25 protein-coding genes are annotated in these 19,004 nt (G+C 67.3%); 22 read left to right on the top strand and 3 right to left on the bottom strand.

Annotated features, from left to right (window positions below; genetic code table 11):
- Window positions 1-224: 224 nt before the first annotated feature.
- The 8 genes from ACFWY6_RS01120 (at window position 225) to ACFWY6_RS01085 (ending at window position 8,524) form a co-directional block, all read left to right on the top strand.
- Entirely contained in the window at window positions 225-416 is a 192-nt protein-coding gene (locus tag ACFWY6_RS01120; protein WP_384684764.1) for a DUF4314 domain-containing protein, read from the top strand.
- A gap of 149 nt (window positions 417-565) precedes the next feature.
- On the top strand, window positions 566-979 hold the full coding sequence (locus ACFWY6_RS01115) for a hypothetical protein (RefSeq protein WP_384684761.1): 414 nt from the start codon (window positions 566-568) through the stop codon (window positions 977-979).
- A gap of 129 nt (window positions 980-1,108) precedes the next feature.
- The gene (locus ACFWY6_RS01110; RefSeq protein WP_384684758.1) at window positions 1,109-2,443 is read left to right on the top strand and encodes a hypothetical protein; all 1,335 of its coding nucleotides are present in this window, start codon (window positions 1,109-1,111) and stop codon (window positions 2,441-2,443) included.
- Between the two features lie 2 nt (window positions 2,444-2,445).
- Entirely contained in the window at window positions 2,446-3,351 is a 906-nt protein-coding gene (locus ACFWY6_RS01105; RefSeq protein ID WP_384684755.1) for a ParB N-terminal domain-containing protein, read from the top strand.
- A 24-nt stretch (window positions 3,352-3,375) separates the two neighbouring features.
- Window positions 3,376-3,909: a hypothetical protein gene (locus tag ACFWY6_RS01100; RefSeq protein ID WP_384684752.1), complete on the top strand. Its 534-nt coding sequence runs from the start codon at window positions 3,376-3,378 to the stop codon at window positions 3,907-3,909.
- Window positions 3,906-5,399, top strand: coding sequence for a terminase large subunit domain-containing protein (locus ACFWY6_RS01095; RefSeq protein ID WP_384684749.1), 1,494 nt, complete (start codon window positions 3,906-3,908; stop codon window positions 5,397-5,399). The genes ACFWY6_RS01100 and ACFWY6_RS01095 overlap by 4 nt, the downstream gene beginning before the upstream one ends.
- A 213-nt stretch (window positions 5,400-5,612) precedes the next feature.
- Window positions 5,613-6,677 (top strand): hypothetical protein, encoded by a 1,065-nt coding sequence (locus tag ACFWY6_RS01090; protein WP_384684746.1) that lies wholly within the window; start codon window positions 5,613-5,615, stop codon window positions 6,675-6,677.
- Between the two features lie 86 nt (window positions 6,678-6,763).
- Window positions 6,764-8,524 carry a hypothetical protein gene (locus ACFWY6_RS01085; protein ID WP_384684743.1) on the top strand — a complete coding sequence of 587 codons (1,761 nt, stop codon included), beginning with the start codon at window positions 6,764-6,766 and terminating at the stop codon, window positions 8,522-8,524.
- Between the two features lie 85 nt (window positions 8,525-8,609).
- Here the strand turns inward: ACFWY6_RS01085 and ACFWY6_RS01080 are convergent, their stop codons facing one another.
- Window positions 8,610-9,104, bottom strand: coding sequence for a hypothetical protein (locus ACFWY6_RS01080; RefSeq protein WP_384684740.1), 495 nt, complete (start codon window positions 9,102-9,104; stop codon window positions 8,610-8,612).
- Between the two features lie 240 nt (window positions 9,105-9,344).
- Here ACFWY6_RS01080 and ACFWY6_RS01075 point away from each other — a divergent pair, with 240 nt between their 5' ends.
- The 5 genes from ACFWY6_RS01075 to ACFWY6_RS01055 all read left to right on the top strand — a co-directional run bounded on the left by ACFWY6_RS01075 (window position 9,345) and on the right by ACFWY6_RS01055 (window position 12,327).
- Window positions 9,345-10,052 carry a hypothetical protein gene (locus ACFWY6_RS01075; protein ID WP_384684737.1) on the top strand — a complete coding sequence of 236 codons (708 nt, stop codon included), beginning with the start codon at window positions 9,345-9,347 and terminating at the stop codon, window positions 10,050-10,052.
- A 104-nt stretch (window positions 10,053-10,156) separates the two neighbouring features.
- Entirely contained in the window at window positions 10,157-10,573 is a 417-nt protein-coding gene (locus ACFWY6_RS01070) for a head decoration protein (protein WP_384684734.1), read from the top strand.
- A 15-nt stretch (window positions 10,574-10,588) separates the two neighbouring features.
- Window positions 10,589-11,638 carry a major capsid protein gene (locus tag ACFWY6_RS01065; protein WP_384684731.1) on the top strand — a complete coding sequence of 350 codons (1,050 nt, stop codon included), beginning with the start codon at window positions 10,589-10,591 and terminating at the stop codon, window positions 11,636-11,638.
- Entirely contained in the window at window positions 11,638-11,922 is a 285-nt protein-coding gene (locus tag ACFWY6_RS01060) for a hypothetical protein (protein WP_384684728.1), read from the top strand. The genes ACFWY6_RS01065 and ACFWY6_RS01060 overlap by 1 nt, the downstream gene beginning before the upstream one ends.
- 72 nt (window positions 11,923-11,994) lie before the next feature.
- Window positions 11,995-12,327: a hypothetical protein gene (locus ACFWY6_RS01055; protein ID WP_384684726.1), complete on the top strand. Its 333-nt coding sequence runs from the start codon at window positions 11,995-11,997 to the stop codon at window positions 12,325-12,327.
- A gap of 103 nt (window positions 12,328-12,430) precedes the next feature.
- Here ACFWY6_RS01055 and ACFWY6_RS01050 read toward each other — a convergent pair whose 3' ends face one another.
- Both ACFWY6_RS01050 and ACFWY6_RS01045 read right to left on the bottom strand, forming a co-directional pair.
- On the bottom strand, window positions 12,431-12,970 hold the full coding sequence (locus ACFWY6_RS01050) for a GNAT family N-acetyltransferase (RefSeq protein WP_384684723.1): 540 nt from the start codon (window positions 12,968-12,970) through the stop codon (window positions 12,431-12,433).
- Complete coding sequence (locus ACFWY6_RS01045; RefSeq protein ID WP_384684720.1) at window positions 12,967-13,872, bottom strand: hypothetical protein; 906 nt, start codon at window positions 13,870-13,872, stop codon at window positions 12,967-12,969. Before ACFWY6_RS01045 ends, ACFWY6_RS01050 begins: the two co-directional genes overlap by 4 nt.
- A 596-nt stretch (window positions 13,873-14,468) precedes the next feature.
- Between ACFWY6_RS01045 and ACFWY6_RS01040 the strand changes: the two genes are divergently transcribed.
- The 9 genes from ACFWY6_RS01040 (at window position 14,469) to ACFWY6_RS01000 (ending at window position 18,894) form a co-directional block, all read left to right on the top strand.
- Entirely contained in the window at window positions 14,469-14,828 is a 360-nt protein-coding gene (locus ACFWY6_RS01040; RefSeq protein ID WP_384684717.1) for a hypothetical protein, read from the top strand.
- Entirely contained in the window at window positions 14,825-14,974 is a 150-nt protein-coding gene (locus ACFWY6_RS01035) for a hypothetical protein (protein ID WP_384684714.1), read from the top strand. Before ACFWY6_RS01040 ends, ACFWY6_RS01035 begins: the two co-directional genes overlap by 4 nt.
- A gap of 97 nt (window positions 14,975-15,071) precedes the next feature.
- Window positions 15,072-15,947 (top strand): hypothetical protein, encoded by an 876-nt coding sequence (locus tag ACFWY6_RS01030; protein ID WP_384684711.1) that lies wholly within the window; start codon window positions 15,072-15,074, stop codon window positions 15,945-15,947.
- A gap of 110 nt (window positions 15,948-16,057) precedes the next feature.
- Window positions 16,058-16,543: a hypothetical protein gene (locus ACFWY6_RS01025; RefSeq protein WP_384684708.1), complete on the top strand. Its 486-nt coding sequence runs from the start codon at window positions 16,058-16,060 to the stop codon at window positions 16,541-16,543.
- Window positions 16,540-17,001 carry a LuxR C-terminal-related transcriptional regulator gene (locus ACFWY6_RS01020; RefSeq protein ID WP_384684704.1) on the top strand — a complete coding sequence of 154 codons (462 nt, stop codon included), beginning with the start codon at window positions 16,540-16,542 and terminating at the stop codon, window positions 16,999-17,001. Before ACFWY6_RS01025 ends, ACFWY6_RS01020 begins: the two co-directional genes overlap by 4 nt.
- A gap of 53 nt (window positions 17,002-17,054) precedes the next feature.
- Window positions 17,055-17,981 carry an endonuclease/exonuclease/phosphatase family protein gene (locus tag ACFWY6_RS01015; RefSeq protein ID WP_384684701.1) on the top strand — a complete coding sequence of 309 codons (927 nt, stop codon included), beginning with the start codon at window positions 17,055-17,057 and terminating at the stop codon, window positions 17,979-17,981.
- 417 nt (window positions 17,982-18,398) lie between these two features.
- A complete protein-coding gene (locus tag ACFWY6_RS01010) occupies window positions 18,399-18,575 on the top strand; it encodes an FxLD family lanthipeptide (protein ID WP_384684698.1) in 177 nt (58 codons plus the stop codon).
- Window positions 18,523-18,678 (top strand): FxLD family lanthipeptide, encoded by a 156-nt coding sequence (locus ACFWY6_RS01005; RefSeq protein WP_384684776.1) that lies wholly within the window; start codon window positions 18,523-18,525, stop codon window positions 18,676-18,678. The genes ACFWY6_RS01010 and ACFWY6_RS01005 overlap by 53 nt, the downstream gene beginning before the upstream one ends.
- A gap of 36 nt (window positions 18,679-18,714) precedes the next feature.
- Window positions 18,715-18,894, top strand: coding sequence for an FxLD family lanthipeptide (locus ACFWY6_RS01000; RefSeq protein ID WP_384684695.1), 180 nt, complete (start codon window positions 18,715-18,717; stop codon window positions 18,892-18,894).
- The last annotated feature ends 110 nt before the right edge of the window (window positions 18,895-19,004 follow it).

Genomic DNA, 19,004 nt, shown 5'->3' with positions numbered 1-19,004 from the left:
GGCTCGTGGGGCCCGCGGGGGGGGGGGGGGGGGCGCCCCCCCCACCACAACCGCGGGGGGGGGGGGTCTCTGGGGGCGGGCCCGCCCCCCTGCGAGATAAAGGGCGGGGAAGGCTTCATTGGTCGGCTGGAATTGCTTGAATTCAATTACCGTACATCTTGCTTTAGTGGTGTTTGCGATTAAGATATAAGTGTAAGTAAAGACGGAATGGAAGGGATTTGAAAATGGAAGAATTCGAGAAGGGGGAGCGAGTGGAGCTCGTTCACACTGCCGACGAGTACACGCGGCTGCAGCAGGGCGACCAGGGAACGGTCGCGAGGTGGGATGCGCGCCTGGGGCACCTGGAGGTCGACTGGGACTCCGGGTCCAAGCTCACGATCATCCCGGAGCTCGGCGACGAGGTTCGGCGCTTCTGATTGGCCCAGGCCGGGGGTGCAGGGGGAACCCTCCCTGCACCCCCGGTGCCGCTCAGGTTCACCAGGGCCCGAGCGGGCGGCACCGAAGGGAATCCAGGCCCGCCGGCGGCGCGCACCCGGCCGCTGCGCAGCACGAAAGGAACCGCTGAGTGCTCACTCTGTTCACCAACCGATTTCAGGAATTCCGGCCGTCCCAAGGGGTGCCGGTACGGATCACCCTGGGCGGTGTCCGCTTCAAGCTCCCCTACTCCCTCACTCACTCGGTGCGGGAGCTAGCGCCACGTCGCGAATACCTCAACGCGGCGAAGCCCGAGTTCGAGAAGGCGTACAGGGCTGATCTCGACAAGCTCGGCCCGGAGCGGGTGGCGGCGCTGCTGCGGCAGATCGCGGAGGCTGAAGGGGATCACCGCCTGGTGCTGCTCTGCTTCGAGGATCTTGCCAAACCGGGGCTGTGGTGTCACCGCGGAGTGTTCGCCACCTGGTGGAGGGAGCGAACGGGGGACGAGGTGCGGGAGCTGTCCCCGAGGGAAGACGAGCAATATCGGCAGGGCACCCTGATGTGAGCGTCGGAACCGCTCACCAAAGATAGGTGACATGATTTCAAGGGGCTCTGCGCTCCTTGTGTTAGGTTCCGCGCAGCGCCCGGCCCGGCATCCCGCCGAGGTCGGGCGTTGTCGTTTCCAGGAGGAGAGATGTTCCAGGGCACCATCCCCGGCCCCATGCGCTCGATCGTGCGCGAGACAGCCAGCCTGTGGCCTCGCGGCCCGGTGTACGTCCCGTGCTGCGGAAACTTCACCATCGAGCGGTCGCTGGCTGGCCTGGGTTTCGGCCTCCACTCCTCCGACGTGTCCATCTACACGAGCGCGGTCGGCCGGTGGCTCACCCGGCAGCCGGTTGGCCTCCAGCTCCGCGAGGAGAGTGCCGACGAACTCGGCTGGCTCGCGGACTCTTTGGACGACGGCGTCGGCACCGTGGCCACGCTCATGCTCGGCACGCGCTTCCTCGCCAGCGTCGGGCGCGAAGGGCTGTGGCACGAGCGCGTGGTGCGCTCCTACCGGGAGCAGTGGAAGGCCAAGCACGCGGAGACCGTCGAGCGGCTGTCCAACTCGGACGTCGAACTGGCCTCGTACGAGGTGGAGGATGTGCGCTCCTGGCTCCAGAAGGTCCCTGGTGACGCTCCGGTGTGCAGCTTTCCTCCCTTCTACGGCGGAGGGTACGAGAAGCTGTACGAGCCGCTGGAAGCTCACTTCACCTGGGACGCGCCGCAGTACGAGCCGCTGACCGACGACGATGTGGTCAGCGTGCTCGGTGCGATCACGGACCGGCCGTATTGGCTGACCGCCTCCAATCACAGCGTGCCCGAGCTGCACCCGTACCTGCGCGGCGTGATCAAGGCGACGCCGCGCGCCGCTCCCTTCTACGTGTACGCCAGCGAGGCCCCGACACGGATCGTCGCCCCGCGCCAGCCGATCGACCCGGTGAAGATCCCGCGCCTGCGCGAGGGCGAGAAACTGGTCGGCCCGCTCACGCTCTCGCTCCTCAAGCCCGGCCAGTTCAACGCGCTGCGCTCCCGGTACCTCAACCCGAGGATCGCTCCGGGCGCGGCGAACCTGGCGGTCGCGGTGCGGGATGGCGGCGGTCGGCTGCTGGGTGTCTTCGCGATGGCTCCCAGCACGTTCACCCCGGACGAGGCGTACGTGCTCTCGGACTTCGCGGTCGCGCCGACCGACTATCCGCGTTTGTCGAAGCTGATCGTGCTCGCGGCCACCAGTGCCGAGACGCAATTGCTGTGCCAGCGGGCGTTCTCGCGGCGGATTAGACGCGTGGCGACGACGGCGTTCAGCAACAACCCGGTGTCGATGAAGTACCGCGGGCTGCTGCGACTGACCAAGCGCAGTCCGTCGAACGAGGACGGCTGGAAGTTCCAGCTCCAGTACGAGGGGGCGATGGGCCAGCACTCGCTGGCCGAGGCCCTTGAGACGTGGGCGAAGCGGTGGGGCGCCCCAACGACGAAGACGGGAGTCTGATCATGGAGAGCCAGTCCACTCGCCTCGCCCCGCCGCAGATGGTGCAGGGCGACCCGCGCACGCTGACGCTGCTCGACCACAACGCGAGGTTCCTGCCGCATGAGCAGTTCCGGCAGCTGGTGGCGAACATCGAGCGGGACGGGCACCTGACCTCGACGCCACTGGTGTGGAACGACCGTGAAGGCGGACGGCTGGTCGTCCTGTCGGGCAACCACCGCACCCTCGCAGCGGTCGAGGCCGGCCTGCCGCAGATCTGGTGGATGCAGATAGATGAGCCGCTGCCCCGGCAGCGGCAGATCGCGCTCCAGCTCTCGCACAACGCCATCGCGGGGCAGGACGATCCGGCGATCCTCAAGGAGCTGTACGACGAGCTGGAGAACGTGGAGTGGCGGCAGTACACGGGCCTGGACGACAAGACGCTGGACCTGCTGGAGAAGGTGGACGTCGCCTCCCTGGGTGAGGCGAACCTCGACTTCGCCAGCGTGCAGTTCATGTTCCTGCCCGCCGAGCTGGAGCGGGCGGAAGCGGCGTTCGACGCGGCCCGCTCCACGGCGACGGCGGATGAGCGGTGGGTGGCGGGGCTGGGGCAGTACGAGCCGGTGCTCGATGCGTTGGAGACGTCACGGGCCGCGTACAAGATCGGCAACAGTGCGACGGCGCTCGGAGTGATCCTCTCTGTGTTCGAGCGGCACCTGTCGGAATTGGCCGAAGGCTGGTTCGACGCGGGTACCGGGGAGCCAACCCGGGTTGGGACCGCGCCGCTGGAGTCCGTGTTTGGCGTGCGCGATTTGCCAGTGGAGACGGCGGCCGTCATACGGGCGGCGATCGACCGGATGGTGAAGGACGGCACTGTGCCAGCGGACGAACCGTGGCGCGCACTGGAAGTCCTGGCCGTACAGAGCAACTAGAGGCCGTTGGCCAGGAGGTGAGCGGTGGCCGAGGGCACCGTGGAGTCCTGGGAGCGGCAGAGCGGGGAGTCGGTCCAGGCGTTCGAGGCGTTCGCTGTGTACCGCGATCTCGGCCCGGTGCGGAGTGTCACGAAGGTGGCACGGGAGTTGGATAAATCCCGCACGCTGGTGGGCCGGTGGTCGCGGCAGTTCGCATGGGTGATGCGGGCGACGGCGTACGACAGGGAGCAGGACCGGCTGTTCCTTGCGGAGCAGGCGCAGGCGCGGCGTGAAATTGCCCGTAGGCACGCGAAGTTGGCGCAGGCGGTGCAGAGCAAGGCCGTGGCGCGGCTTCAGACGCTCGACCCGCGGGAGCTGTCGCCGTCGGAGCTGCTGCGGTATGTCCAGGTGGCGGCGGAGATCGAGCGCCGGGCTGTGGGCGAGGCGCCGGTGGCCGGGTCGGCTGAGGAGCGGGACCAGGGCGCGGACGTGGCGGTGCTGTCGGACGAGGAGCGCCGGGCCCGGATGGATCAGCTGCGCCGGGAGTTGGAGCGGCGGCTGTCGGAGGGTGGGCAGTGAGCCGGGGCCGGGCCAAGCGGGGCTTGGTCGAGGGGTTCGCGGACCCGTCGGTGATGAGCGAGGAGCAGCTGCGGGCCGAGGTCGCGGCGCTGGTGCGGGCTGATGAGCTGTCGTCGCGGCGCTGGGCGTGCGAGGTCGAGGACTGCGACGGGCTGCCTCATGCGGGGTGGCTGCATCACCATGCCCGTGCGGCGCAGCGGCGGCCGCTGTGGCTGTGGACCGTGTGGATGCTGCTCACCGGCCGTGGTTGGGGAAAATCGCGGACGGCGGCGGAGGCGGTGCGGGAGTGGGCGCGGACGCCGGGGCAGCAGATCGCGGTAGTGGCGAAGAACGCGACGCTGGTGCGCGACATCTGCTTTGAGTCCCCGAAGTCGGGGTTGCTGTCAGTGTTCCCGCCGGAGGAGATATCGAAGTACACCTCGTCGCTGGGTGACACGACACTCAGGTTGAAGAACGGCACGCTGATTAGGGGGTTCGGTGCGGAGACGCCGGACAACCTGCGTGGTTGGGCGTTCGACAAGGCGTGGGCGGACGAATATGCCGCCTGGTCGCGGCACACCGCGCAAGAGGTCTACGACATGCTGTGGTTCTGCCTGCGTGAGGCGGACACCCCGCAGGTCGTGATCTCCACGACGCCGAAGCCGCTCCCGCACGTCAAGCGTTTGGTGGAGCGTGGCCGGGCGCAGGAGAAGGCGCACCGGGAGGGTGGGGTTCCTCCTCGGGTGGTGTTGACGCGCGGGCACATGCGGGAGAACGACGCGAACCTGAGCATGGCGGCCCGTGAGGAGCTGGAGGAGGAGTACGCCGGCACCAGGCTGGGGCGCCAGGAGCTGTCGGGCGAGCTACTCGAGGACGTCGAGGGCGCGCTGTGGCAGGGCTGGATGCTGGAGGTCGAGGGATTCCGGTGGAAGCCCGAGCATCTACCGGACCTTCAGAGGGTGGTGGTGGCCGTGGACCCGGCGACCAAGAGCCACGAGAACGCGGACATGACGGCGTTCACGGTGGCGGGGCGCGGCCTCCCGGTGGAGTCGATGTTCGGGGACGACCGGCCCTGCGGGTATCTGCTGCACGCGGAGCAGGGACGGCATACGCCGACGCAGGCGATGAAGCGGGTGGCGCAGCTGTATCACGAGCATCGTGCGGACTGCGTGGTGATCGAAGCGAACAATGGCGGTGACTATCTGCCCGCGCTGTTGGAGCAGGTGGATCCGACGGTGAACTGGCGAATCGTTCATGCGACGCGAGGGAAGAGGGCGCGGGCTGCTCCGGCGGCGCAGCTGTATGAGCAGGCTCGGGTGCACCACGTCGGCCCGGCGCGGGTGTTCGCGGAGCTGGAGGAGCAGATGACGACGTTCGTCGGTCAGGGTGAGACGGAGGACTCGCCGGACCTGTTGGACTCGGCGGTGTGGGCGCTGTGGGACCTGTTCCTCGACCCGACGATGCCGCCTCCCAGGGGAGGGGACGATCAGCGGCTATCTGGTCGACGTTGACGAGCAGTTGCTTGATGCGGCTCGCGCGTGGTTGGCGCTGCTGTTCACTGCTGCGGCTTCGCACGTGAGGAGCTAGTGGGTAGGGGGGCATGGAACCATGGGCTACTTAGCTTGCTCAGGGGGGGGGAGTTGTGCTTGATGAGTCTGGCGTGGGCTGGTGTCATCTCGCGGTGGCTACGTAGGCGTCTACCGATCGAGAAGGCGGATGGGGAAGTGAGCGAGGTACTCGTCGCCTATGACGCTCTGTCGGTCGGCTCGTCTGACCACGAGGAACTGCGTGGAGGCATCGAGGATGCAGCCCGGCGGCACTTCCATTCCTGGCATGGTTTCTCGTTTCACTTCGTCTACACGCCATTGCTGCTAGTTGTCGCACTGCCCTTGCTGCTGATAGCGCAATTCGGCAACGCCCGCATCTCGTTCTTTGTGATGGCTTCCTTTTGGACTTTCATCACGGTCGCGATGTGGCGGTCGATGGCTCACCGCATCCTTGCCGCTCGGATCGCTTACTCGATTATGGTCGTGATAGGTGTCTATTTGTGGTCTGGGTTCATTCGCGAAAATCCCTCACCATTGATAGTTCCGTACGTGGCGGGATCGGGATTTATCTTCTTTCTTTTGGTTGCTCTTCCGGCGGTGCTTAGGTCCTATCTGAAGCATCGTGGGCGAGTTCGGGAAGTTTGTCACCCGCATGACGGGGCTGTTGTGTGGGCTGTGCGTACCGCCGGTCTGCTCCATCGGGAGCGCGAGGCCTGGCGTTCATCGGCGGCAGCACGAGCCTGTTGTAATCATGTGGAAAACCTAGCTGTCGAGATAGAGCGAGGGCTTTCGCTGGCGCACCGGCTGGACCCTGGTGACAGCACGCTGCGGCGTGAGTTCCGGCTCGAAGGGCGGCGTGTCGCCGAGGCGGTGCGAGCCTACAAGCGCATCATTGCCGCCGCTCGGGGCCCTGAAGACATTGATCGTGTTGTTCGTTCCCTCCTGAGTGGTGTTGGGGCGTTGGTGCGTCACGATCGGGAGGCCTTGCTTGCTGACGCTCCGGACTTGCCCGAAGCGGCCACGAGGTTCCGCGAATTCATCGGGAGGTCGGCCCCAGGGGTGGCGCTCGTGGCACTGTCCTTCATGCTTCCTTTGATCCCTGCAATCGCCGCGAAGCCTGAAGTTGCCGATACGGTGCGATGGGTTGTTCTGGTTATGGGAGTCACCACGATCTTCACAGCAAGCCCCGATCTCTCTGGGCGTGTGGGCGACGTCATTGGGAAGGCGCTCCCCTTCAAGTAAGACCTGGTACTTGAAGGGCGTCATGTGGCCCCGGTGGGCGGCAGCTAGGGTTGTTGGTGGTGCGGGCCGAACTAGTAGGGGTAGCTGTGGGCCTGCGCCAGTTCCTGATCGATTCCTGGTCGTGGTTGAACTACAAGCCGGTGATGGCTGATGCAGGCCGACCTGGAAGCCGTGTGTTCCCGGAGCTGGCCAAAATGTGGGTGCCGCCCCACGAGTTGCGGCGGCTGGCTGCTTACAAGGTGTTGGCGTCGTACGACAACAACCAGGCTGGGCAGCTCGTAGCGGTCGGCGGCGATGCGAGTGCGCTGGAGCGGCGGGAGCTGGGTGACGCGGCGCAGTTGGTCGATACCGCGCTTGGATACCTCCTCGGCTCTGAGCAGAAGGTCGCGGTTGAGGGGGCGGAGCACGCCGACGAGGAGACGCCGACGCCAGGTGCGGCGGAGGCCGCTGCTGTGCAGGACCGGTTGCGGAAGTGGGCGGACAAGGAGCTGCTGACGTTCCGGGTCCAGCAGGCGGAGCGAGCGGCTGTGCTCCTCGGGGACAGTGTGATGGTGCTGGCTTGGAACCCGGAGAAGCAGCGGCCGACGCTGCGGGTCTACGATCCCGGGTTCCTCTTCCCGCAGTGGGACGACGAGGACGACGACTTCCCTACGCGGGTGCATCTGGCGTGGGAGCTGCCAGCGGACGACGACACGGGGATGAAGGCCAGGGTGCGTCGGGTGACGTACGAGCTGGGTCCGATATCCGAGGGCGGTGACGAGGACGCGGATGGTGGCGGGACCTCAGGGCGCACGTATCCGTGGGAGCCGGGCCGTACGTCCAACGTGACGTGCTATCTCACCGATGCGGAATGGCTACTGGATGACCTGAAGAACGGGGAGACGCTTGACCGTCTGCCGATGGGCAAGGCGTCCTTCCGGGTACGGCCGGACGGTACGGAACTGAATCGCCTGGATCTGATGATCGACTTCGTGCCGGTGGTGCACATCGCGAACACGATCCCGGACGGCGGCGAGCATTGGGGCCGCTCGGTGCTCGCGCGGGTGCTGCAGGCGCTGGATGAGCTGGCGGCCACGGACTCGGACAGCTCGGCGGCCTCTGCGACGACGGGCACGCCGATCATCGGGCTTGCGGGTGCGCGGTTGCCGGTGGATCGGGCGACGGGCAGGCCGCAGGAGCTTGAGGTGAAAGCTGGTGCGGTGTGGCAGCTCGGTGAGACGGGGCGGATGGATGCCTTGGATACGTCGCCGCAGTTGGCTGAGTTGCGGGCGCGGGTGGATCACCTGCTGGAGCGGATCGCGGCGAACTCGCGAGTGACGGCCGCCGGGTTGGGGACATTGGATGCCACAGAGGTGCCGTCGGGGTACGCGCTGAAGTTGGCGTTGGGGCCCCTGGATGCGTTGATCGGGATGATGCGGCTCGCGCGGGAGCACAAGTATCGGTTGCTGTTCAAGATGGTGCAGCGGTTGTATCAGGCTGGCCGGGCGGAGGGCTGGACGGCGGGGGAGACACTGCCGGCGCGGCTGGCGTGGGCGCCGCACACACCGACCGACCGGGGCGCGGTGCTGGAGGAGGTCGTGCAGGCGTACGGGGCGGGGGTGTTGTCGCTGGAGACGGCGGTGGCGATGCTGCTGGAGGCTGGGTACCCGATCAAGGACGCGTCACAGGAGGTGGAGCGGATCCGGGCGAAGGCAGAGCAGGAGGCCGCTGCGCGGATGGCGGAAGCTACTGCTCGGCGCGGGCGGGACGAGGTCGACGAGGACCAGGAGGAGGGCGGCGGGTCGGGTTCGACCGGTGCGCGGAAGCCGGTCGAGAGAGGGCGGGAGCCTGTGGCGATCAGTCGGTGACGTGTTCGCCGTGATGGTCGTGGTTGTGTGTTTGCTATGGCGGCACTCTGCCGCCCTGCCACGACGTGAGATCGCTGGGACGTTACTATTTCAGGTCGCTGCGAACCTTCTTCTCAACCTCCTTGTACCCGCTACGGATCGCGTCTGCGAGTGTGCCTAGGTCCATTCTCTGCCTGATGGCCAGTTCGCTATCAACCGCTTCACCGCCAACAAGCTTTTCGTGATACGGCCTCACGATGAGATCGAGCTTCCGATTGAATTCGTGCACCGTACTGGAGAATCCCTTAACGGCTTCCTGGACATCCTTACTTGCTACGACCTGGACCTGACTCATGACGCGGTCCAGTTCGTTGGGGTCCGCCTGCTCCAAGTCCGCGACTGGCACAGATGACCAGAAGTCGGCATTGTCAACGATTCTGGCGGTGACTCTCAACAAGTCGGCATAGACCGCAAGGCGCTGACCTGTTAGTTGCTCTAGACGTACGCTCTTGCGCCGCATTCGCTCGACCACGATTGGCGCTAGAGCCGTGCCCGCGATTCCAGCGATGCCAGTGATGGCCGTCCAGGATTCACTGTCCATAGCCCGTCCAACGACAGAGATCGCTGAAGGAGACGATGCCGGAGGCATGTGAGGGCGCCAGGGGCGGAGACATTCAACGGTCATGCGAGGCCGCGGTCAGTCGCGAGGGCCAAGTGGGGCCACTCCAGCCCGCCACGGTGGCACCGTACGGCGGTCGGCGACGTTGGACAGACCTGTGGTCGTGTCGGCGCAGGTGGCTACACTGATCAGCAGCGCGGGGGCGCGCTCTGGAGGAGATGTATGGTCCGGCCCCTGCCGTCTCGCCGTCTTGTCGGCTTCCGCCGTGACGGGCGGCCGATCTACCCGATTCTTGGTGCCTCTTCAGAGGACGAGACGAACGACCAGCTGGACGAGGGCACCGACGCAGGTGGCTCGGATCAGCAGGTCACTGTGACCCAGGATCGTCTGGGGAAGTTGCTGACGCGGGAGAAGGCCCAGGGTGAACGGGCGGCGATCAAGCGCCTGTTGACCACGCTCGGGTTCGACACCCCGAAGGCGCTGTCGGAGTTCGTGTCCACGCAGCGGGAGGCCGAGCAGGCCGCGCTGTCGGAGGTGGAGCGCCGCGAACAGGCCGCTCAGGAGCGGGAGTTGCAGGCCGCTCGTCGCGAGGAGCTGGCTGCCGAGCGGGAGCGGGCCGCGCTTCGCCGGGCCGCGCTGGTGGCGCTCGGCGCGGAGGGCGATGACCTGGTGGACGCGGAGCGTCTGCTGACCTTGGATGACGACGACGCGGACGAGGCACAGATCCAGTCGGCGGCCGAGTCCCTGCGAGCCCGGCGTCCGGAGCTGTTCGGGGAGGTCCGCAGGGCGGTGCCGGCGGCCCCTGCGGGCGCACCGGCCGGGCGCGGCCCCTCTCGTACGACGCCGGTTTCGAAGCCTGGTTCGGCCGGGCTGGAGATGGCCAAACGACGGGGCCTGATCACCGAGTTCAGCGAGTCGGCCGCCCAGTAGCGTCGGGCCCAGATCTTGGGGACCACGCCCCTTTCAACTTCGTGGACGACATCGCCTCCGTGGGCGGTGTGCGGATTCTGACCGCAGCGTCCATGGAGACACGCATGTCCATCCAGCCCGTATCCAAGTCCGAGTACACGACCGCCAACCGTGAGTGGCTGGCGTCCCTGCACGGCACCGACTCCGTCGACACGATTACTCTCGACCTCAACCTGTTCTGCGAGGGCACGCACTACGTGTGCGGCGATGGGTGCGAGCCGTACGGCCGGGTGCTCTCCGGCGTGCCGGTCGGCCGGGTCGCGGAGTCCGGTATGTACGGCCCGTACGACCCGGAGGCGCACTGCGGGCGTCAGGTCCTGCGTGGCTTCGTGATCGCCGAGGCGCCGTTCGCGCCTGGGCAGACGCGGGTTCCGGCCGCGCTGCTGTGGCACGGCGCGGTGAAGGCGTCGAAGGTGCCGGGCGGTATCGATGTGTCCGAACTGACGTGGCACCCGCGTGCCGCGCAGATCCGATTCGTCTGAGCGGCGGTGTGAGCTGTGACGATTCAGGATCTACTCAAGGACGTCTCGGTCATGGACCTGACGACGTTCGCCAGGGCCATCCCGTCGCCGAAGGACTTCCTCCTCACCCAGTCGATCTTCCCGAACGTGGAGATGCGGGAGGTGAAGTGGCGTACGAAGGACTCCGGCCGGTACGTCAACGTCGCCAAGTACCGGGCGTTCAACGCGAGCGTGCCGTTCGCGACGCGTGAGGCGTGGCAGACGTCCCGCGAGGGTGCGCTGCCTGCGCTGGGCCAGAAGCTCGTCGTCTCCGAGCAGGAGCAGATCCTGCTGGAGGCGTCGCACGGCGCCGATCAGGATCGGCTGATCGAGCTGCTGTATGACGACGTGGAACGCCATGTCGAGGCGATCCGGTCCCGGCTGGAGCTGGCCGCGGGCGATGTGCTCGCGGACGGCCGCTTCACGCTGGAGCAGGAGAACGGCCTGACGCTGGAGGTGGATTGGAATGTTCCTGTCGAGAACATGCCGGTCGTCTCACGGCCGTGGTCGGCCCCGGCTTCCGATCCGATCGCGGACGAGCTGCGGTGGATTCAGCACCTGGACGACATCGGTGCGCCGGAGCCCGAGCTGGTGATCACCAGCCGGAAGGCGTTCTCGTACCTGGCGGCGAACAACGCGTACAGGGCGGCGTACTACGGCAGCGTCAGCCCGTCGACCACGCCGACGGCGACGCTCACCCCGCAGCAGATCAACGTGGTGCGCGGCAACTACTCGCTGCCGCCGATCCAGTTCTACAAGGCCCAGGTCAGGGTGGACGGCAAGCCCCGCAAGGTGCTGCCGGAGGACCTGTGGATTCTGGTGCCGCCGGAGCGGGAGAAGTGGGCGCAGACCATGTACGGGGTGACCGCGGAGGCCCTGGTGCTGTCGCGCGGCTCGAACCCCGAGATCATCCGCGAGGACGCTCCCGGCCTGATCATCACCCGTGGTGTGCAGGATGACCCGGTGCAGATCTGGACCAAGGGCGCCGCGGTCGGGATGCCGGTCATGCACACCCCGGACGCGCACATCGTGGCGAAGGTCCTGTGATGGCGGGCCGCGGGCGGCTGAAGGCCGCGGTGTACGTCCAGGACCCGGCTACCCGGGAAGAGCTGATCCTGCTGCCGGGCGAGTGCCCGGACCCGGAGGTAGCCGCGCTGATCACCAACCCGGATGCCTGGAACCAGGTACTCGAGGATCGCGAGCCGGAGCCGGTGGCGGTCGGTGAGCCGGACCCGACCGGCAAGGACAGCGTCCCGGAGGCCGCCGCAGGGGAGGCCGGCGGCGGGGCGAGGAAGCCGCAAGCCCGGCGCTCCCGCTCGTCCGGGTCGTAGTTGCCCGTACAGCCCGTCACCAGCATCCCCGTCTGGTGACGGGCCGTACCTCGTTCAATGAAGGAGTCCCTCGTGGACGAGTTCCAGAGATCGTGGCTGCTGGCGCAGCTCGGCCCGGATACAGACCCCGCCGACCTGGAGCGCCGGTTCTTCCGGCTGCGGAACGTACGCGCTGTCGCGCTGGAGGTCCTGGGCGAGCGGCGCGCGAAGCTCCTCGCCGATCCGCTGAAGGTCACCGTGGACGGCGTGGTGACTATGGACTTGCAGGAGAACCTGCGCGGCATCGAGCGGCAGATCGAGCAGGTACGGCAGGCCCCGGCCCCGGACGATCCCGGAACCGATGAGGACGAGGGGGAGACGGCGATGGAGGTGACGTGGCTGGTGCCCGCGCGCCGGTGCCGGTAGTGGCGGGTCAGGCAGCGGCCGAGGGCAGGCGGTCGCGCCATTGAGGAGGCCGTGGCGCGGCCGCGGTTTCAACGGGCAGGATCAGCTACCGCGTACATAATGCTCAGCGGGTGCGCCGGATCATCACTGTGAGGCGGGGCGAGGCCGGTGAGGGCTGACTGTGCCCGATGTCCTCATACCCCCATGACCGGTAGAGCGCATGGACCTTCCCATCCCCGGCCGCCTCATTGACCATGAGCGTCACGTTCTGCTCTTCACGACTGGCAAGGAACGCGTCGTGGATTCGCCGTGCGGTTCCAGTGCCACGCCAGGCGGGTCGAACTCCGATTTCCTTCAAGGCCGCAGCCGGTCGCGCAGTGTATTTCTCATCCGGTGCCGGGCTGGTTCGCTGCCAATACCGGTCGCCGTCCTCGATTTTGTTGCCGTACGCGTAGCCCACCGGGTGTTCATCGGCGTAGGCCAGGACCGTCACAAAGCCCGGCTCTACCCCGTGCCGGTCCAAACGCTCGCCGAACACAGTGACGGCGTAGTTCGGCAGGTGCAGCAGCGGGGCACGTACTTCGGCGTACACGTCGAGCAGGTCGCCGCGGATCGCGTCGAGCTCGTTGTACGTGCGGAGATCGATGGCGGGTGCCGAGGTCATGCTGTAGCCCTCCAGGTGGCAGTGTGCTCGGTCCAGATATGTGCGCTGTCGCTGCCCGGTGCGGCGGCGCGCAGGGCAGCACCGAACTCCTGAAGCATGCGGGAAACCCGAGCGTGTTTGGTAGCGGCATCGGCCGGAACGGAGATGGCAGTGCGTGTTGCGGTGTCGGCGTGCCCCTGTGCCAGTTGGGCATGGGCGAGGCGGCTGGTCGCGATAGCCCGTGAACGGCGCATGTACGGCCGGAGTGCGGCGAGGCAACGGTGCGCGTGATACTCGGCAGTGGCCCAGTCGCCGACGGCGAGATGGGCCGAGAGCGCGAGCGAGTGCAGTTCGGCCTCGTCGTAGAAGGCCAGCAGCCACACGGGGCGAAATGTGCCCGGCTCTGCGCGTCCCATTGCGTCCTGCGCCTGATCGAAGGTTCGGCGCAGTCCACGGCGATCCTGGGCAACTCCCTGGATAGCCATCTGCCGGGCGATTCCGAGGGACGCAAACAGGGGGTCTCGGCGTGTGATGTAGAGATTGCGCGCTACGTCGTTGGCTGCGCGCGCATCAGCAGGGCGCCCCATGTGCCGGTAGAGGGTGCCGGCGTGCGACCAGATGCGGAACTTGATGGCCTGATCACCGGATAGTTCGGCGAGCGTCTGAGCCTCTCGCATGTGCCCGATTGCGTCGTGATACCGACGGCCGTCAATGGCCGCCCACATTGCGGAAGAACGGAAGGAGGCCGCAGTCGCGTAGAGGTTGCTGCGAACGCGCTGGGTAGCACTGCCGGAGTTCTGAAGGTTCAAGGCCTCTCTGGCAAGAGACACGGCACGTTCCTCGATGACGAGTTGGCCGCCGTGGCGATGATCGCTGGCGATGACAAGAGCGAACTTACGCTGCAGTCGCTCGACATCGCTCATGCCGACGGTGCGGGATGCGGCTGCGGCAGGGGCAGCGGCTGCCGCGACTGCTGTGAGAGATCCGGCGACGAACGTACGGCGGTACATCGGGTCCTCCTGCGGTGGGGCTGCCATGGGCGAAGGCCGCCCTCGTGGCGCGAAGCCTAAAGCGACTGCGGACAACCCGGTGACGTCTTCCAACGCTCGTCGCGCTGCCTCGTTTGGCCAACGGACCCTTCCCGAGCGCCAGTCCCGAACTGTGCGCCCGTCGTAGCGCCCCGGCCGACCGGTGAGGCGATCCAGGGCTGAGTTAGCGGCTCTGGCAAGGCTGTTGGAGCTGTGGCCGTGCTCCTTAATCCACGCCTCAAGAGCCTCGTTACGCATGGCGTCCATGACCGCACAGTAGGTCGATGCGCACCGACAGTCAGGTAAAGGAACCCCCAAAACCCCCTAGGCGCCACGCGGAGGAACAGGGCTCTACGCCCTAACCCGCCTCGGTAGCACGGGAGTTATCTGGTCACGTAGCCAGGCTCCAGGGGCGCTCACAGAGAGCGTCTGACCTACGTGCAGAAGGGGGTGCCGTGAGCCTCGTGAACTCACAGCCGATGAGAGTGGACATGAAGCGAGACCCGGACAAGCGTCGACTCGTCCCGGAGGCGCCGCCGGATATAGAGGTGATGCAGCAGGCGATCGACGCCGCGATCCAGTCGCCGCTGAGCAAGCTGGACCGTGCCGACCTCGACGAGCAAAGCGAGGAACTCGCGGAGCACCTGCGTCGTCTCCTGCGCGAGGACTACCCCGAGGACGTTCCCGCCGTCCGGGCGGTGTTCCGGGCCGCCTACCGGATCCTCGACACTCCCATGCGCCCCACGCCAGCCGACAGCGACTACACCGCATGGCAGCACTGGCGGAACCTTGCCCACGCCACGGACGCGGTCCTCGACATGTTCCGCAGATACGGCAGGGGCGTCCGGTGAACCAGCCTGAGACGGAGAAGCCGCCGCTGCCGGTACGTCGGCGGGGCACCCACCTGACCCCTGAGCACAGGGCGCCGCGCGGAACGGTGTTCATCGCCAGGCCAGGACTGCCGCCCGAGGCGCCGACGAGGCGCTTCAGCCCCTAGCGGCGCCATGGGTTGCCCGGCACACATAAGCCAGGGCCAACGACCAGGGAGGCCGCTCGGGCCTCCACGACTCTAACCAGCAGAGAGACAGCATTACGTGAGCGCATGTGACGTCCGCCAAGAGACCGAGCAGCACCCCGAGTTCGCGGAGCAGATCGAGCGGATAGCACCGCGGGTCATTCCTGTCGTGGAAGAGGTGACCGGCCTGCTGCTGGGGCCACGTCCGGTGATCCGCTTACTCAGTCCGGTCGCCTGGGTGCAGGCCGTCGTCGACCACCAGGCACGGGTCAACGCCCGGGACATTGCCCACTTCGACATGAGCGACGACGAGATCCTCCAGCTCGACGCACGGCTGACCGCCCTGGAGGCGGAGCTGCGCTACATCTGGATGGGGGCTGCCGGCGCGACCATCGAGGACGGCAACGGCATAGCGCAGGTCCTGATGGCGCCTGAGATGTTGCACCACAACGGCTACGAGGAGCCGGAACTGATGAAGGTGCTGGCGCACGAACTGACGCGTGTGGGTCAGCACCGAGCCGGTGAGGGGGCGGCCTTCCACGCGCAGCTGACCTCTGTCCCTCACTGGTGGGGGCTTGAGCAGCTGCGCCCCAGCTTCTTCCTCTCCGGGCACGCGCGCTGGGCCGACACCGAGGTCACCACGCGTCTGATCGGCTGGGAGGTTCCCGTCGGCTCGACCGGCCGGGAGACGGCGCTGTGCCGACGGATGCACGAAGAGGCGGTCGCCCGCTACCAGGGCGCGGCCGACCAGAACGGTGCGCCGCGTCCTCCTGGCCCGCCCCAGTCCGCCTATGACGAGGGCTCCCAGTGGGTGCGCACGGCTGTGAAGGAGGTGGGCGTCACGGTGCTCAACCGGGCCTGGCAGGACGTGACGCTGATGCCGACCGTGGCCGAGATCGACAACCAGCGCCTGTGGTTCCAGCGCATCAACCCAGCGGACACCTCCGGCAGGTAGCAGCGACGCCACGCAGACCAGCAAGCGACGACACGCACTTGGTTCACGTGCCAGGTGCCCTGTGGGAAGAGTGAGCGATGATGATTCCAACTGGGCTGGCGGACAGCCCAGTGGCCACTGATATGGCCGACCTGGCGGAGCTGATCCGGGCCCTTCTCGCCGCCGACGAAGGCAAGAGCCTCGAAGTGCCGATCGGCGGGAACCTGTTCGACGTCGCGGTGATCGCTGCGGGATCAGCGGGCGAGGCGGTCGTTGCCGAGCTCGACGTGCGTCAAGGACCCCACGGGTGCGGACCCGTGATGCGCGATCCCGACGGGCCGTGGCTGTATCTGCTCGTCCCGCCCGGCACCAGCCGTCGCTGGCAGCACGAACTGGCCCCGTGCCTTGGCTCCGGACGCATCGTCCTGCCCCCTCTGCATCGCCATGCCCCGCCCGGCCGCTACTGGGTGCGCAGCCGCCGCGAGACGCACCTGGTCGGACCTCAGATGCTGGGCCAGGCTCTCGACCGGCACCGTCCCAGCCCGGTGGCAGAGCCCGGCCGTGGCCTGGCCGCATCCCTCGCAGGCGACAACGCGAGTTGGGAACCGCTGCGGTGACGGCGATCGGGCAGGCGCCATGGCCCACGCTGACCTGGCGGCAGCGCGAGATCATTCAGCTGCTGGCACAGGGGGCATCGATGCCCGAAGCGGCGGCTGAGTTCTCGCTGTCCCGCTCCACGGTTGAGTCCTACGTGGACCGGGTCAAGGAGGCGTTCGGCCCTCGGGAGCTGCCCGCCCTTCTCCACGTGCTGTACGAGAGGGACGTGCTCGCTCCGTCCGAGCTGACGGGCCCCAGCCCGGACCTCAGTCCCGAGCAGCAGGCCATTCTGCGGCGCATCGCCCAAGGCGAATCCGCCGCACGGATGGCAACCGAACTGCGCCGCCCCGTGACGGACGTACGCCGCGATGCCCGCGCCCTGCTGAAGACGCTGGGCGCGCGGAACCCCGCCCATGCCATCACCCGCGGCTGGGCGATGGGACTGCTGGGCACGCCGCCCGAGGTCCGCTCGCCATAACCGGCGCCGCGAACGTGAACCACTGATCCGTTTCAACCCGACTAAGGGGAGCTGTGAGCGAGTCCGAAGATGACGTCTTCCGCGTGGTTTCGTGGAATGTCGAACATAACGGCATCAGCCGTGAAGGCGGGGACGAACGCTGGCACTTGGCCATGGACGTCCTGACCACCCTCAAGCCTCACGTGCTGCTGCGCCAGGAACTGACCCGCGCGGACACGTTCGGCCGCCGCGCGGTGTGGGCGGAGGCCACCCGCCTGGGCCGTCTCATCCCGTTCCTCGCCAGCGCCACCCCGGAATCCGCGAACCCGACCGGCGTCTACACCGACCCCAGCGTGTGTGAACCGACCGAGTACTACGAACACACCACCAAGATGTGGCACCCCATCTGCAATCCGGTCGTCCGTGTCAAAGGGGCCTCATCCAAGCTGCACCTGGCCTCATTCCACCTCTGCTCCTTCAACCCGGCCCAGCGGAAGAGCGAGGCGAAGCGCCTGACAGTGTTGGGCAAGCCGGGCATGGCCTCGATCATCGGAGGCGACTGCAACTCCTACCCCCACACCACCGACGAGACGGTCGCCCTGCCCGACTGGAGCACGGTCGCCGACCGGTCGCACTTCGAGCAGCGCACCATCGAGCGAGACGGCAGGCGCGTCTCCGACACCGTGCCGGACGAGATCCTCGCCGGCACACACGACGGATACCCACCCCTCTTCGTGGACCTCGGCCACTACGCCGGGACCGCCCTCGGCCAGCCTGAAGGTCTCGCCGCCACCTCATCGCTGTGGCGCACCGACCAGGGCCCCAAGCAGCGCATCGACCGCATCTACGCGACACCACAGATCGCCCTGGCGCTGACCCAGCTGGAAGTCATCGTCACCGACGACGTCATCGAGGCCTCCGACCACCCCCCGGTCGTCGCCACGTTCAGCCTTTCCAAACTGCGCCGAGCTCTCTCCGCCCCGCGGGCAGCTGCGGCCTGACAACACCTGTCGGTGCGGCACACCGCACCGACAGAACGTCTTTCCCAACGCACAGCACCTGACCCTTTGATGAATAGAGGAGACACCCATGTACGGCCAGATCAGCAACAACGAAGGCCAGGGATGCGCGGGTTGCGGCACCACGAAAGGCGCCTGCCAGGACCCGAACCGACACGGCCAGATGTAGCACCGTCCACCACGATCTGACGTGATCGTGCGCGGTCCCGCGCTTCGCGCTGCGCGACACAGACCCCGCTCGGGGGCAGGCCGACCAAGGGTCCCGGCCCGAGCGGATTCCCCGCCCGTGCCAGCGGACGGGGCAATGGCTGAGAACGGTCTGGGAGGCCGAGCAATACCTCCCCTATCAGCCACCAGCAACAACGACGGGTAACACCAAACCGATCAGGAGGACTTGCCATGTCTCCCAATGGGATGGACATCCGAACACAGGAGGTTTCGGCCGCCCCCAGGCAGGACCCGTTCGATCTCGACATCAGCGTCATCGAGTCGGGCGGTGCGACCGGAGCGGTATCTGCGTCCGATGGCGGTTGCGCGGCATCGTGCGGCAACGCCTGTGCCTCGAACGTCGCCTGAGCACACAGCGGTGGCCAGAGCCGCGCACTCGACGCTGATCAATCTCACCGACGACGGCTGCGGCAGCACGTGCTCCAGCGCGTGCGCCACCAACGTGGCCTGACCGTCTCCAGCGCACACGACTAGTAGGGAGAGCTGCATGAACCCCAACACGATCAAACAACAGTCGCAGCCCGCGCCGACCACGGCGGGCACCGACCCGTTCGACCTGGACATCAGCGTCTTGGAGTCCGGTGACGGATCAGCTGCGCTGATCAACCTGACGGACGACGGGTGCAAGCCCAGCTGCCAGGGGTCCTGCGCAACCAACGTGGCCTGACCCAGCCGCCCGGCCGTGGGGGGCCGCCCCCGCCGGCGCGCCCACGCGGGCCCCCCCCCCCCGCCCCCCCACAACACGGCCGGGGCAGCGGCGAACCAAAGCCCGGCGCC

Origin of the sequence: Streptomyces sp. NPDC059037, from assembly GCF_042740015.1 — a bacterium.
Classification (GTDB): Bacteria; Actinomycetota; Actinomycetes; order Streptomycetales; family Streptomycetaceae; genus Streptomyces.
This window is presented reverse-complemented; position numbering and strand designations above follow the sequence as displayed.

Coding starts and splice junctions, on each gene's coding strand:
- ACFWY6_RS01120 (WP_384684764.1), top strand. CDS start 225: ATGGAAGAATTCGAGAAGGGGGAGCGAGTGGAGCTCGTTCACACTGCC.
- ACFWY6_RS01110 (WP_384684758.1), top strand. CDS start 1,109: ATGTTCCAGGGCACCATCCCCGGCCCCATGCGCTCGATCGTGCGCGAG.
- ACFWY6_RS01105 (WP_384684755.1), top strand. CDS start 2,446: ATGGAGAGCCAGTCCACTCGCCTCGCCCCGCCGCAGATGGTGCAGGGC.
- ACFWY6_RS01080 (WP_384684740.1), bottom strand. CDS start 9,104: ATGGACAGTGAATCCTGGACGGCCATCACTGGCATCGCTGGAATCGCG.
- ACFWY6_RS01075 (WP_384684737.1), top strand. CDS start 9,345: ATGGTCCGGCCCCTGCCGTCTCGCCGTCTTGTCGGCTTCCGCCGTGAC.
- ACFWY6_RS01070 (WP_384684734.1), top strand. CDS start 10,157: ATGTCCATCCAGCCCGTATCCAAGTCCGAGTACACGACCGCCAACCGT.
- ACFWY6_RS01060 (WP_384684728.1), top strand. CDS start 11,638: ATGGCGGGCCGCGGGCGGCTGAAGGCCGCGGTGTACGTCCAGGACCCG.
- ACFWY6_RS01050 (WP_384684723.1), bottom strand. CDS start 12,970: ATGACCTCGGCACCCGCCATCGATCTCCGCACGTACAACGAGCTCGAC.
- ACFWY6_RS01045 (WP_384684720.1), bottom strand. CDS start 13,872: ATGAGCGATGTCGAGCGACTGCAGCGTAAGTTCGCTCTTGTCATCGCC.
- ACFWY6_RS01040 (WP_384684717.1), top strand. CDS start 14,469: ATGAAGCGAGACCCGGACAAGCGTCGACTCGTCCCGGAGGCGCCGCCG.
- ACFWY6_RS01010 (WP_384684698.1), top strand. CDS start 18,399: ATGTCTCCCAATGGGATGGACATCCGAACACAGGAGGTTTCGGCCGCC.
- ACFWY6_RS01005 (WP_384684776.1), top strand. CDS start 18,523: ATGGCGGTTGCGCGGCATCGTGCGGCAACGCCTGTGCCTCGAACGTCG.
- ACFWY6_RS01000 (WP_384684695.1), top strand. CDS start 18,715: ATGAACCCCAACACGATCAAACAACAGTCGCAGCCCGCGCCGACCACG.